A 12,685-nucleotide genomic window follows, 5' to 3' on the forward strand; every position below is an offset into this window, starting at 1 on the left:
TTTATCAACAGACGGCCTTGCGCCCTCTATAGTCCGACAATTGGAGCAGATCCGCTCCGACACGAAGAGAACGGGTGCGGCATGGTCAGCCGCTGGAGGGCCCGTGTGTCGGGATCGGCGCGATCCGTGCATTTGCATTTCTGGAGGAGAAGAAGCATGTCGTTCATCTCGGGTTATCATCACCTCACGCTGAGCACCGACGGTGCGCAAGAGGACTACGATTTCTATACGAAGACATTGGGCCTGCATTCCATCAAGCGCACAGTGCTCTTCGATGGCACGATCCCGGTCTACCATCTCTACTACGGCGCCAAGAGCGGCGATCCCTCGACCATCGTCACCACCTTCCCCTTCAAGAAGCCTGGCATCTATGGCAAGCGCGGCACCAACCAGTCGAAGATCATCCAGTTGGCGATCCCCGTCGGTTCGGCCGATTTCTGGGTCGACAGGTTGAACGAGCGCGGGATCCCCGCCACCAAGATCAGCCGCTTCGGCATCACCCGCGTCGCGCTCGCCCATCCCTGCGGCATCGACCACGAACTGGTCGAGAGCCCGGCAGACACGCGCCCACCGATTTCCAATCAAGCTAAGGGCATAAGCGAGGCACACGGCATCCGGGGCATTTATGGCGCCGCGATCGCCGTCTTCGACCGCACTTCGATGGACGACTTTCTGACGGTCGGCATGGGTATGAAGAAGGAAGCCGACAGCGACGAGGGCCTGATGTTCTCGGTGCCGAACAATGGTGGCCCGTCGAGCATGGTCGAGGTGCTTCACCAGCCGAGCGGACCTCAGGGGACCTGGACGCTGTCCGGTGGGACCATCCATCACCTCGCACTCAACACCGTCAACGAAGAGAACCAGCTGAAGCTTAAGGCTCATATCGAAGGTCTCGGCTTTACCGACGTCTCCGACCAGAAGGATCGCAACTACTTCAAGTCCTGCTACGTCCGCTCGCCGGGCGGTGCACTCTTCGAGATCGCGTGGTCGGTTGAAGGAGGATGGGCGTTGGACGAGCCAGCAGACGCCATCGGCACCACGCTGGTCTTCCCGCCATGGTTCGAGGATCGCCGCGAGGAGCTGATCGCCGGCCTCGAACCCGCAAACTTCTAACCCGGAGGCGATGATGACGATCCATGGCGAGCCTCTGACCGCGGGCGTCGCACCGGCGGAGGCCGACGTGCTCTGTGTCTTCATTCACGGACGAACCCAATCGCCCGAGGACATGATCGAGCAGGTCGTCGGGAAACTATCGGTGCGCGGGGTGGCTTTCTGTCTGCCCCGAGCGAGCGGCAACAGCTGGTATGCAGCACGCGCGACCGACGCGCTGACAGACCCGACGCGCATCGAACTTTCAGCCTCGCTCGACTATCTCCATGGGCTGGTTGGGGGCCTGCGACAGGCGGGCGGCAGCGAGAAGCCGCTGCTCATCGGTGGCTTCAGCCAGGGCGCCTGCCTGTCGCTCGAATATGCCATGGCCTTCGGGCCCTGGAACGGTGCCATGGTCAACCTGACCGGCTGCCGCGTCGGTCAGGCAAGCGACTCGCGTCCCGAAAACGACCTCGACGGGCTTCCTGTCTATCTGACCGGCTCGGACCAGGACCCATGGATCCCGGTCTCAGCCTTTGCAGAAGCATCCGAAGCGCTTGGGAGGGCGCGTGCGAGGCTAAGGTGTGAACTCTTTCCCGGGCGCGCCCATCAGGCGTCCGAAATGGAGGTTGCAGCTCTGGATGCAATGCTTCGGGATCTTGTGGAAGGAAGCCAGCCGTTCCGCCGCGTCGCGGCATGATTTTGCAAGGACAACAGGGAGGAGGACAGCATGATTACGCGCAGAAAACTGCTGAAGGCGGGGGCTGCTACCGGTCTCGCCTATGGGCTCGGGGGCCTCGCCGCACCGGCGATCGCCAAGGGAGCCAAGATCAAGCTCGGCTATGTGAGCCCGCAGACGGGACCGCTGGCAAGCTTCGGCGAGAGCGACGCCTATAACATCGCCTCTTTCCTCGCGACCGAGGCAGGCAAGAACTTCGAGATCATCGTCAAGGACAGCCAGTCCAACCCGAACCGGGCAGCGGATGTGGCGAAGGAACTCATCCTCTCCGACGAAATCAATCTGATGCTTGTCGCCTCGACCCCAGAGAACACCAATCCGGTCGCCACGACCTGCGAAGCCGAAGGCATCCCCTGCATCTCCACCAAAGCGCCCTGGCAGCCCTGGTTCATCGGCCAGCAGGGCAATCCTGGCGCCCCTGAGAGCTGGAAACCGTTCGACTTCGCTTACCATTACTTCTGGGGCCTGGAAGACGTCATCGCGGTCTTCACCAACATGTGGGCCCAGCTGGATACCAACAAAAAGGTCGGCGGCCTCTTCCCCAACGATGCCGATGGCAATGCCTGGGGCGATCCGAATGTCGGCCTGAAGCCGGGCCTCGCCCAGGCGGGCTTCGAGTTGCTCGATCCGGGCCGCTACCAGAACCTGACCGACGACTTCACCGCCCAGGTGAATGCCTTCAAGGACGGCCAGTGCGACATCATCACAGGCGTCGTCATTCCGCCTGACTTCACAACCTTCTGGAACCAGGCGAAACAACAAGGCTTCAATCCGAAAGCGGTCACCGTCGCCAAGGCGATCCTTTTCCCGCAATCGGTCGAAACACTGGGGGCGGCCGGCCACAACCTCTCGTCGGAGGTCTGGTGGTCGGCGCAGCATCCGTTCAAGTCATCGCTGACGGGGCAGAGTGCCGGCGAACTCGCCGCCGACTTCACCGCCAAGACCGGTCGTCCCTGGACACAGCCCATCGGCTTCATCCACTCGCTCTTCGAGATGGCAACCAATGTCATGGGTCGGGTCGACGACGTGACGGATGCAGAAGCCGTGGCCGCGGCGATCGCTTCCTCCAAGGTCGACACGATCGTCGGCCGCGTCGAGTGGAACGGCAAGGGTGTGCCGCCCTTTGCGGCCAAGAACGTCACCAAGACGCCTCTGGTCGGCGGCCAGTGGCGGCGCAAGGACGATGGCACGTTCGACCTCGTCATCGTCGATAACAAGACGGCACCGAACATACCAACGGCCGGCAAGATGGAAGCACTAGCCTGAGGACACGACCTAGGCGGGCCCGCTCAAGCGGGCCCGTCAGCTTCCCCAGACGACCGCCTCTTCGTGACGCTTGATCAGGTGGCGCAGGTTTTCGAAGCTCGACCGCACGAAGGATGAAAACTGCTCGACCGCCGGAGACCGCGGCGCATCGACACGCCTCAAGATGGCCAGCGCACGCTCCGGATGCGGAATGTTGATAGGCAAGGCCGTGATCATCTTTTCCTTGCGCTGCGCAAAGACCACGCTATGCGGCATCACGGTGAGCGCATCGGCGCCCTTCAGATAATTGACGACACTCGCCAGCGACCCGCCGGAATAGCGGATGCGGATTTCCGTCGCTCCGAAGGAGAGGAGCAGTGCTCTGAGGTCGGCCAGAAGCGGACTGCCCGGCGGCGGCGCTACCCAGGAGTAGTCGAGAAGATGGGACGGCTGCACGCGGCGCTTCAACAAAAGCGGATGGGTCACGCGGCACGCGATGACATTGCGGCCGGGCAAAATCTGCTGGAAGGCAAGCCCCGAGCCTTCGTCCAAAATATCAATGGGGCAGATAGCCAGATCGATCTGATCGGCCTTTAGCGCTGCACGCAGATCCGGAAAATAGCCATAGGACTGGTCGATCCGCACATCCGGATGCGTCTCCTGGAACTCGGCACACATGCCGGCGATCAGCGAGTCCATGAAGAACGGGCTGCCGCCGACACGCACCACGCCGCTTTTGCCGACCCGGAAGCTTTCCATCAGATCGGAGGCCTTGCGCGAGGCCGCCAACATGGCAAGCCCATGTTCGGCGAGCGCAATCCCGAGCGGCGTTGGCTGCATTGGGCGCCTACCCCTGATGAACAGCGGTTCGCCGATCCTCTTTTCCAGCATCGAAAGGGTGCGCGACACCGCCGGCTGGGCAAGCCCCAGGAGGGCTGCACCTTCCGTCACGCCACCCGTTTTGACCACGGCAGCCAGCTGGATCAGGTGTCGTTCGTCGAACTTCATAACGGATTGTTATATTGCCTCCCAAACAAATCATCAATCCTGCATGCGAGCCCTGCTAGTTTCCTCTCGACCAGCAATGCGGATTTGGGAGGAGATGCATGTCGCGGGCCGCAGACCTCATTTCCTTCGACGAAGCGACCTCGAAGGAGGCCTTCACAAGCCGCTTCGGCACAACAGATGATGCAACCGCGCGTCTGCTCTCTGCCGTGGTCTGTCACGTCCATGACCTCATCAAGGAATTCCGCCCGACCCAGGAGCAATGGCGCAAGGTTCTCGACTTCCTGACCGAGGTCGGCCACGCCTCGGACGAACGCCGCCAGGAATGGGTGCTGTTCTCCGATCTCGTGGGCGCGTCGGCTCTGGTGGAAGACATCAACTCGCGGCGTCCGTCCGGCGCAACGCCCAACACCATCCGCGGTCCCTTCTTCCGTCCCGATACCCCGGAGCGGGCACTCGGCAGTTCCATCTCGCTCGACGGCAAAGGCGAGCCGCTGCTGGTCGAGGGCCGCGTCGAAGACCTCGACGGCGTGCCGGTCACCACGGCCGAAATCATCACCTGGCAGGCGAACGCCGAAGGTTACTACGAAAACCAGCAGCCGGATCTGCAGCCGGAATTCAATCTGCGGGGTCTGTTCCGCCCCGATCAGGACGGGGAGTTTCACTATCGCACGGTCCGTCCGGCCGGATACGGCGTTCCCGGTGATGGGCCTGTGGGGCGGCTGTTCGCCCAGGCGGGTTATCCGCTGCACCGTCCCGCGCATCTGCATTTCGTCGTGCGCGCACCGGGTTTCGAGACGATCACCACCCACATCTACGACGCAGATGATCCGAGGCTTGGCGAAGACGCGCTGTTCGGCGTCCGACCGGAACTGGTGCATTCCTTCGAGCAGACGGTGATCGACGAAAAACCGGCCTCACGCGTCAACGTCAGGTTCGTCATGGTCCGCGCACGACCCGGGAGGGGCAAATGAAGAGCTTCACCTATGCCGGCAGCCCGGCGCGTATTCTCTTCGGCTCCGGCCGCAGCGCGGAGGTCAGCAGCGCGGTAGAGTCCCTCGGCTGCCGCCGAGCGCTTTTCTTGTCAACGCCGCACCAGAAGGCGGATGCCGAAGCCCTCTCCGATCGGCTCGGAGCCCTCTCAGTTGGTGTCTTCTCGGGTGCCGTGATGCACACGCCCGTCGAAGTGACGGAGAAAGCGCTGAAGGTCGTCCAGGATACCAAAGCCGATTGCGTCGTTTCGCTCGGCGGCGGCTCCACCACGGGGCTCGGCAAGGCGATTGCCTACCGCACCGATCTGCTGCAGGTTGTCATCCCCACCACCTATGCCGGCTCCGAAGTCACCCCGATCCTCGGGCAAACCGAAGGCGGTCGAAAGACCACGGTCCGGAACGCCAGCATCCTGCCGGAAGTCGTCATCTACGATCCGGACCTCACCCTCGGCCTTCCCGTCGGCATGAGCGTCACGAGTGGTCTGAACGCCATGGCCCATGCGGTCGAGGGCCTCTATGCCCAGGATCGCAATCCGGTCTCGGCACTGATGGCGCTCGACGGTTTGCGCGCATTCCGGGACAGCCTTCCGGTTCTGGTGAAGAACCCTCGTGATCCTGATGCGCGGGCGGAAGCGCTCTATGGCGCCTGGCTTTGCGGCACTGTGCTCGGCACAGTCGGCATGGCGCTGCACCACAAGATCTGCCACACACTGGGCGGATCCTTCGATACACCGCATGCCGAAACCCATGCAGTCATGCTGCCGCACACGGCCTCCTTCAATGCGAAGGCCGCGCAAGCGGAACTCTCAGGTGCCGCCGAACTGTTCGGCGGCTCCATCGGCGGCGGTCTCTGGGATTTTGCCAAGTCGATCGGCGCGCCGCTGTCGCTCAAGGATTTTGGGCTTGTTGAAGCCGATCTCGATCGTGCCGCCGATATCGCTACGGAAAACCCCTACTGGAACCCGCGTCCGATCGACCGGGCGTCGATCCGCACACTTCTGCAAAAGGCCTGGGAGGGCGTCAGGCCCGACTAACCGACAAGACATCCCGCGCATAGCGCACTCTTTGGGAGGAGAGACGATGATGGGAGGAAATATGATTACGCGACGGAAATTCCTGCAGACGACGGCAGCCGGCGGCGCCGTGCTGGCAACCTCGGGCCTTGCAGCCCCGGCGATTGCGCAGTCAGCGGCGGTCAAGCTCGGCTATGTCAGCCCGCAAACCGGCCCGCTTGCTGCCTTTGGTGAAGCCGACAAATTCGTCATCGACAGCTTCCTTGCGACGACGAAGAAGATGGGCCTGAACTACGAGGTCGTCGTCAAGGACAGCCAGTCCAATCCGAACCGCGCCGCCGAAGTCGCCAAGGAACTGATCGTCGACGACGAAATCAACCTGATGCTCGTCTCCTCGACACCGGAAACCACCAATCCGGTCTCCACCACCTGCGAAGCCGAGCAGATCCCCTGCCTGTCCACGGTCGCTCCCTGGCAGCCCTGGTTCATCGGCCAGCAGGGCAATCCCGGCGATCCCGCAAGCTGGAAGCCGTTCAACTACGCCTACCACTTCTTCTGGGGCCTGGAGGACATCATCGCCGTCTTCACCGGCATGTGGGGCCAGGTCGAGACCAACAAAAAGGTCGGTGGCCTCTTCCCGAACGACGGCGACGGCAATGCCTGGGGCGACAAGGTCGTCGGCTTCCCGCCGGTGCTGGAGAAGCTCGGCTATGGCCTGACCGACACCGGCCGCTATCAGAACCTGACCGACGATTTCTCCGCCCAGATCAATGCCTTCAAGCAGGCCGAGACGGAAATCCTGACCGGCGTGATGATCCCGCCTGACCTCACGACCTTCTGGAACCAAGCCAAGCAGCAGGGCCTCAAACCCAAGATCGCTTCGATCGGCAAGGCGCTGCTTTTCCCGCAGACCGTGGAAGCCCTGGGTGATGCCGGCCACAACCTCTCGACCGAGGTCTGGTGGACGCCGTCTCATCCCTTCAAGTCCTCGCTGACAGGCGAGACTGCTGCCGATGTGGCAACGGCCTTCACCACAGCGACCGGTCGCCCCTGGACACAGCCGATCGGCTTTGCCCATGCGCTTTTCGAACTGGCGGTCGACGTCATGAAGCGCGCGGAAGACGTGACGGATGGCGATGCCGTGGCCAAGGCCATCGGCGAAACCAAGCTGGACACGCTGGTCGGCCCGATCGCCTGGAACAACGCCAACCTGCCTCCCTTCGCCCAGAAGAACGTCGCCAAGACCCCGCTCGTCGGTGGTCAGTGGCGCCTCAAAACCGGCGGCGGTTACGACCTCGTCGTCGTCGAGAACGGCCAGGCACCGAACATCCCGCTTGGCGGCAAGATGGAAGCGCTGAGCTGAACCTTGTGAACCCATGGCAGCGGCGTCCCGATCGTTCCGGGCCGCCGCCAGCCTGACGGAGGAGTGTCCATGCCGATCCTGGAATTGAATGGAGTGTCGAAATCCTTCGGGGCCCTCGTGGTCGCCGAGGATATCGGCTTTTCCGTCGAGCCCGGCGAAGCGCTTGGGGTCATCGGACCGAACGGTGCCGGCAAGTCGACGCTGTTCAACCTGATCACCGGCAACCTCTCCGTCGCCAGGGGCACTGTCCATTTCGATGGTCGTGACGTGACGAATGTCCCGCCGATGCAGCGCTGTTTCGCCGGCATGGGCCGCACCTTCCAGATCCCGCAGCCTTTCGAACGGTTGACGGTCTACGAAAACCTGCTCGTCGCCGGCGCCTTCGGCAGCGAAAGCAGCGAAGCCGACGTCGCCGAGTTCTGCGCCGAGATCCTGGTCGAGACCGGCCTGATCGCCAAGGCCAACCGCCCGGCCGGCAGCCTCACCCTCCTCGAGCGCAAGCGGCTGGAGCTCGCCCGCGCCCTTGCCACCAAGCCGAAGCTTCTGCTGCTCGACGAAATCGCCGGCGGGCTAACCGAAGGCGAGTGCCGTCAGCTGGTCGCCACGATCAAGCGCGTCCACCAGCGCGGCATGGCGATCATCTGGATCGAGCACGTCCTTCATGCCTTGAACGCGGTCGCGGAAAAGATCCTCGTCCTCAACTTCGGTCGGATGATCGGTCATGGCGATCCGCAGACCATCATGAACTCGCGCGAGGTGCGCGAAATCTATTTAGGCATGGAGGTCTGAACCATGAGCCTCATCGAAACCAAGAACCTCACCGCCTCCTATGGAGACTTCCAGGCCCTGTTCGGCGTTAACATCGTCCTCAATCCCGGCGAGACGATTGCCGTTATCGGCGCCAATGGCGCAGGAAAATCGACATTGATGCGCTCGATAGCAGGCGTGCTACGCAATGATCCAGCGGCCGTCCTGCATCGTGGCCAGCCGATCGGCTCGCTTGCATCACCCGATGTCATGGCCCGCGGCATCGCGCTCGTGCCCGAAGGGCGTAGGCTATTCCCCTCACTCACGGTCGAGGAAAATCTTCTCGTCGGTCGCCACGGCCGAAAGGTGAATGGTCCCTGGTCGCTCGAAACGATCTACGAACTTTTCCCGATCCTGAAAGAGCGGCGCCGCAATCCCTCGACGGCACTCTCCGGCGGGCAGCAGCAGATGGTCGCAATCGGCCGTGCGTTGATGTCGAATCCCGAAGTGCTGCTCTGCGACGAGTTGAGCCTCGGCCTCGCCCCCGTTGTCATCAAGGACATCTACGCCGCCTTCCCGCGCATCCGGGAAACGGGAGCCGCCATCGTCATCGTCGAGCAGGATATCGCCCAGGCGCTGCAGGTCGCAGACCGCGTCTATTGCATGATGGAAGGTCGGGTCACGCTCGAAGGGCGTCCGGCAGAGCTCGACCGCGCCGATATTCACGCGGCCTATTTCGGAGCGGAAACCCATGAACTGGCTTGATACCATTCTCCAGGGCATCCTGCTCGGCGGGCTCTACGCCCTCTTCGCGGCGGGTCTGTCGCTCGTCTTCGGCATCATGCGGCTCGTCAATCTCGCCCATGGCGATCTCATCGTCTTTGCCGCCTTCCTGATCCTGCTGCTCGTCTCGACACTTGGGCTTAACCCCTTCGTCGCGGCACTGATCGCCGGTCCGCTGATGTTCGCGATCGGCTACCTGCTGCAATATCACCTGCTGAACCGCACACTCGGCAAGGACATCCTGCCGCCGCTGCTCGTCACCTTCGGCTTGTCGATCGTCATCCAGAACGGCTTGCTCGAAGCCTTTACCGCGGACAGCCAGCGCATCCCGGCTGGCGCCCTGGAGCAGGCATCGCTCTCGCTCGGTGGCATCAATGCCGGCGTGATGCCGCTCCTGACCTTCGCCTCCGCGGTCCTAGTCATCGTCGGCCTCAACCAGTTGATCTACAAGACGGCGCTTGGCCGTGCCTTCCGCGCAACCTCCGACGATGTCGTCACAGCAGGCCTGATGGGCATCCGTCCGAACCAGATCTTTGCCATCGCAACAGGCCTTGCCATGGTGATCGTCACGATCGCCGCGCTTTATCTCGGCACCCGCGCCAATTTCGATCCGACCGCCGGTCCGGCACGCCTGATCTACGCCTTCGAAGCCGTTATCATCGGCGGCCTCGGCTCACTCTGGGGCACGCTTGCCGGGGGCATCATTCTGGGTGTCGCACAAACGTTCGGAGCCGCTATCAACCCGGAATGGCAGATCCTCTCGGGCCATATCGCCTTCCTGCTGGTCCTGCTGTTCCGCCCGCGGGGTCTCTTCCCGCGCGCTGTCGATTGAGGTGACGATGACCCCGAACCGAGACATCCTGTCGAACGTCATGCGCCCGACGCCTTCCTGGCGGGTCGAAACCCGCACCCGCCTCTCCACGCTGTTTTCAATCGCAGCCATCCTCTTCGTGCTGCTCCTGGCAGCCGCCCCCTTCGTCGTCTCGCGCGGCGTGGTGCAGGACCTCTTCTTTATCCTGACCATGCTGGCGCTCGCCCAAAGCTGGAACCTGCTTGCCGGCTACGCCGGGCTGATTTCCGTCGGCCAGCAGCTCTTCGTCGGCTGCGGTGCCTATGCCCTCTTCGGCTTCGTCATCCTTCTCGGCCTCGACCCGATCCTGGCCATACCGCTGGCCGGCCTCTTCGCAGTGCTGGTCTCGATACCGACGGCGTTCTTTGCCTTCCGCCTCTACGGTCCGTATTTTGCCATCGGCACCTGGGTCATCGCCGAAGTGGGCCGGCTGCTCTTTGCCCAGTGGAAGGCGCTTGGCGGCGGCACTGGTACGTCGCTCCCGCGCGAGGCAACGCGCGACATGTTCGGCGTCGCCCTGCTTGAAGACTGGTTCGGCATGCGGGCCGCAGCCGCAGCCGACGCCGTCGCCTTCTGGCTAGCATTGGTGGTTCTCGTCCTGACCATCGGCTTTGTCTATCGCCTGCTACGCTCCAAGCAGGGCTTGGGCCTTGCTGCCGTCCGCGACAACGAGACGGCCGCCCGTGCTCTCGGAGTCGATGCCCTCCGACTGAAGCTCGTGATCTACCTCTCGACCGCCTTCATCACCGGCATCGTCGGCGCGATCATCTATCTGCAGAAGGCCCGTATCTCACCCGATGCCGCCTTCTCGCTGACCGACTGGACGGCCTATGTGCTGTTCATCGTCATCATCGGCGGCATCGGCACCATCGAAGGGCCGATCGTCGGCGTCATCATCTTCTTCCTGATGCAGAATGCGCTGTCGAGCTACGGGTCCTGGTACCTGCTGCTGCTCGGGGCGATTGCCATCATCACCATGCTGTTTGCGCCGCGCGGGATCTGGGGCCTGATCACCGACCGCACCGGCATCGAACTCTTTCCGGTCCGTCGCACCTTGAGAGGCGGATCGCTTGAACAAACGACAAAGGGAGGGCCACATGGCTGACATCACCACCGACGTCCTGATCATCGGCACCGGGCCGGCCGGCTCGGCAACCGCCGCATTGCTCGCGAGCTACGGCCTCGAGCCAATGGTCATCAACCGCTATCGCTGGCTGGCCAACACGCCGCGCGCCCACATCACCAACCAGCGCACGATGGAGGTTCTGCGCGATCTCGGCCGCGACGTCGAAGACGAAGCCTATATGTTCGCGACCGAGCAAGACCTGATGGGCCAGAACGTCTTCTGCACGGCGGTCGCCGGCGAAGAAATCGGCCGCATGCAGAGCTGGGGCAACCATCCGCTCTCGCGCGCCGAACACCTCCTCTCCTCGCCCGGCCGTATGAACGACCTGCCGCAGACCTATATGGAGCCGCTCCTCTTCAAGACGGCTTGTTCGCGCGGTGCGCAGTCGCGCATGTCGACGGAATATGTGAGCCACGAGCAGGATACCGACGGTGTCACGACAACCTGCCTGGACCGCCTGACCGGCAAGCAATTCACGGTGCGATCGAAATTCCTGGTCGGCGCCGATGGCGGCAACTCCAAGGTGGCCGAACATGCCGGCCTCTCCTTCGAAGGCAAGATGGGCGTCGCCGGTTCGATGAACATCCTCTTCGAATGCGACCTCTCCCGCTATGTCGCCCACCGCCCCTCGGTACTCTACTGGGTGCTGCAGCCAGGTGCTGACGTCGGCGGTATCGGCATGGGCCTCGTCCGCATGGTTCGCCCGTGGAACGAGTGGCTGATCGTCTGGGGCTATGACATCAACCAGCCGGCACCGGCGGTCGATGATGCCTTCGCGACCAAGGTTGTGCGCGATCTCGTAGGCGTCCAGGACCTGCAGCCGAAGATCAAGTCGGTCTCCACCTGGACCGTCAACAACATGTACGCGACCACCATGTCGAACGGCCGCGTCTTCTGCATGGGCGACGCCACCCACCGCCATCCGCCGTCGAACGGCCTGGGATCCAATACCTCGATCCAGGACGCCTTCAACCTTGCCTGGAAGCTCGCCGCCGTCATCCGCGGCCAGGCCGGCATGGGCCTGCTCGACAGCTACCAGGCCGAACGGGCCCCGGTCGCCAAGCAGATCGTAACGCGCGCCAACAAGTCGATCGAGGAATTCGGTCCGATCTTCAAGGCGCTCGGCATGCTCGATTCCGTCGACCCCGTGAAGATGCAGGAGAACATGGACGCCCGCTGCGACAACACATCAGATGCGGAAAAGCAGCGCGAGGCGATCCGTCAGGCGATTGCCAACAAGGTCTACGAATTCGACGCCCATGGTGTCGAGATGAACCAGCGCTACAAGTCCGGCGCCGTGGTCACCGATGGCCAGCCGGAACCGGCATTCGAGAAGGACGCGGAGTTGCATTATCAGCCGACCACCTGGCCCGGCGCCCGCCTGCCGCATGTCTGGCTCTTCGGCCCGGAAGGCGAAAAGGTCTCGAGCCTCGATCTGACCGGCCATGGCGTCTTCACTGTTCTGACCGGCATCGGCGGCGATGGCTGGGTGGCGGCCGCGAAGTCCCTGTCGAAGGAATTCGGCCTGCCGATCACGGTACACAAGATCGGCCCTCGCCAGACCTGGCAGGACTTCTCCGGGGACTGGGCGCGCGTCCGCGAAATCCGCGATTCCGGTGCACTGCTCGTCCGTCCGGACCATCACGTCGCCTGGCGCGCGGAAGCCGCGGTCTCTGACCCCGAAGGCGAGCTGCGGCGCGTCCTGAAAACCATTCTGGACCGGTAAGGAACGA

Annotated in this window: 12 protein-coding genes; 11 read left to right on the top strand and 1 reads right to left on the bottom strand. The window is 63.0% G+C overall.

The features are described from left to right. Window positions 1-156: 156 nt before the first annotated feature. Genes ACQKP1_RS17900 through ACQKP1_RS17910 form a run of 3 tightly spaced genes read left to right on the top strand, consistent with a single transcriptional unit; the run spans window position 157 to window position 3,094 of the window. Window positions 157-1,113 carry a VOC family protein gene (locus ACQKP1_RS17900; RefSeq protein WP_427276285.1) on the top strand — a complete coding sequence of 319 codons (957 nt, stop codon included), beginning with the start codon at window positions 157-159 and terminating at the stop codon, window positions 1,111-1,113. Between the two features lie 10 nt (window positions 1,114-1,123). Beyond that, window positions 1,124-1,789: an alpha/beta hydrolase gene (locus tag ACQKP1_RS17905; protein ID WP_427276286.1), complete on the top strand. Its 666-nt coding sequence runs from the start codon at window positions 1,124-1,126 to the stop codon at window positions 1,787-1,789. A 30-nt stretch (window positions 1,790-1,819) separates the two neighbouring features. Next, the gene (locus ACQKP1_RS17910; RefSeq protein WP_427276287.1) at window positions 1,820-3,094 is read left to right on the top strand and encodes an ABC transporter substrate-binding protein; all 1,275 of its coding nucleotides are present in this window, start codon (window positions 1,820-1,822) and stop codon (window positions 3,092-3,094) included. A 36-nt stretch (window positions 3,095-3,130) separates the two neighbouring features. Here the strand turns inward: ACQKP1_RS17910 and ACQKP1_RS17915 are convergent, their stop codons facing one another. Continuing rightward, on the bottom strand, window positions 3,131-4,081 hold the full coding sequence (locus ACQKP1_RS17915) for a LysR family transcriptional regulator (RefSeq protein ID WP_427276288.1): 951 nt from the start codon (window positions 4,079-4,081) through the stop codon (window positions 3,131-3,133). Between the two features lie 98 nt (window positions 4,082-4,179). Here ACQKP1_RS17915 and ACQKP1_RS17920 point away from each other — a divergent pair, with 98 nt between their 5' ends. From ACQKP1_RS17920 to ACQKP1_RS17955, 8 genes are all read left to right on the top strand, one after another. After that, the gene (locus tag ACQKP1_RS17920) at window positions 4,180-5,052 is read left to right on the top strand and encodes a dioxygenase (RefSeq protein WP_427276289.1); all 873 of its coding nucleotides are present in this window, start codon (window positions 4,180-4,182) and stop codon (window positions 5,050-5,052) included. Continuing rightward, window positions 5,049-6,104: a maleylacetate reductase gene (locus tag ACQKP1_RS17925; RefSeq protein ID WP_427276290.1), complete on the top strand. Its 1,056-nt coding sequence runs from the start codon at window positions 5,049-5,051 to the stop codon at window positions 6,102-6,104. The genes ACQKP1_RS17920 and ACQKP1_RS17925 overlap by 4 nt, the downstream gene beginning before the upstream one ends. Window positions 6,105-6,165: 61 nt before the next feature. Next, window positions 6,166-7,446, top strand: coding sequence for an ABC transporter substrate-binding protein (locus ACQKP1_RS17930; RefSeq protein WP_427276291.1), 1,281 nt, complete (start codon window positions 6,166-6,168; stop codon window positions 7,444-7,446). 69 nt (window positions 7,447-7,515) lie between these two features. Beyond that, window positions 7,516-8,235 carry an ABC transporter ATP-binding protein gene (locus tag ACQKP1_RS17935; RefSeq protein WP_427276292.1) on the top strand — a complete coding sequence of 240 codons (720 nt, stop codon included), beginning with the start codon at window positions 7,516-7,518 and terminating at the stop codon, window positions 8,233-8,235. 3 nt (window positions 8,236-8,238) lie between these two features. Continuing rightward, a complete protein-coding gene (locus tag ACQKP1_RS17940) occupies window positions 8,239-8,958 on the top strand; it encodes an ABC transporter ATP-binding protein (protein WP_427276293.1) in 720 nt (239 codons plus the stop codon). Next, window positions 8,945-9,808, top strand: a complete 864-nt coding sequence (locus ACQKP1_RS17945; protein ID WP_427276294.1) for a branched-chain amino acid ABC transporter permease — start codon at window positions 8,945-8,947, stop codon at window positions 9,806-9,808. The genes ACQKP1_RS17940 and ACQKP1_RS17945 overlap by 14 nt, the downstream gene beginning before the upstream one ends. 7 nt (window positions 9,809-9,815) lie before the next feature. Beyond that, window positions 9,816-10,931 carry a branched-chain amino acid ABC transporter permease gene (locus ACQKP1_RS17950; RefSeq protein ID WP_136537826.1) on the top strand — a complete coding sequence of 372 codons (1,116 nt, stop codon included), beginning with the start codon at window positions 9,816-9,818 and terminating at the stop codon, window positions 10,929-10,931. Then, window positions 10,924-12,678 (top strand): FAD-dependent oxidoreductase, encoded by a 1,755-nt coding sequence (locus tag ACQKP1_RS17955; RefSeq protein ID WP_427276295.1) that lies wholly within the window; start codon window positions 10,924-10,926, stop codon window positions 12,676-12,678. The genes ACQKP1_RS17950 and ACQKP1_RS17955 overlap by 8 nt, the downstream gene beginning before the upstream one ends. The last annotated feature ends 7 nt before the right edge of the window (window positions 12,679-12,685 follow it).

The sequence above is a fragment of the Allorhizobium sp. NPDC080224 genome, from assembly GCF_050281005.1.
Taxonomy (GTDB): domain Bacteria; phylum Pseudomonadota; class Alphaproteobacteria; order Rhizobiales; family Rhizobiaceae; genus Allorhizobium.

Coding starts and splice junctions, on each gene's coding strand:
- ACQKP1_RS17900 (WP_427276285.1), top strand. CDS start 157: ATGTCGTTCATCTCGGGTTATCATCACCTCACGCTGAGCACCGACGGT.
- ACQKP1_RS17905 (WP_427276286.1), top strand. CDS start 1,124: ATGATGACGATCCATGGCGAGCCTCTGACCGCGGGCGTCGCACCGGCG.
- ACQKP1_RS17910 (WP_427276287.1), top strand. CDS start 1,820: ATGATTACGCGCAGAAAACTGCTGAAGGCGGGGGCTGCTACCGGTCTC.
- ACQKP1_RS17915 (WP_427276288.1), bottom strand. CDS start 4,081: ATGAAGTTCGACGAACGACACCTGATCCAGCTGGCTGCCGTGGTCAAA.
- ACQKP1_RS17920 (WP_427276289.1), top strand. CDS start 4,180: ATGTCGCGGGCCGCAGACCTCATTTCCTTCGACGAAGCGACCTCGAAG.
- ACQKP1_RS17925 (WP_427276290.1), top strand. CDS start 5,049: ATGAAGAGCTTCACCTATGCCGGCAGCCCGGCGCGTATTCTCTTCGGC.
- ACQKP1_RS17930 (WP_427276291.1), top strand. CDS start 6,166: ATGATTACGCGACGGAAATTCCTGCAGACGACGGCAGCCGGCGGCGCC.
- ACQKP1_RS17935 (WP_427276292.1), top strand. CDS start 7,516: ATGCCGATCCTGGAATTGAATGGAGTGTCGAAATCCTTCGGGGCCCTC.
- ACQKP1_RS17940 (WP_427276293.1), top strand. CDS start 8,239: ATGAGCCTCATCGAAACCAAGAACCTCACCGCCTCCTATGGAGACTTC.
- ACQKP1_RS17945 (WP_427276294.1), top strand. CDS start 8,945: ATGAACTGGCTTGATACCATTCTCCAGGGCATCCTGCTCGGCGGGCTC.
- ACQKP1_RS17950 (WP_136537826.1), top strand. CDS start 9,816: ATGACCCCGAACCGAGACATCCTGTCGAACGTCATGCGCCCGACGCCT.
- ACQKP1_RS17955 (WP_427276295.1), top strand. CDS start 10,924: ATGGCTGACATCACCACCGACGTCCTGATCATCGGCACCGGGCCGGCC.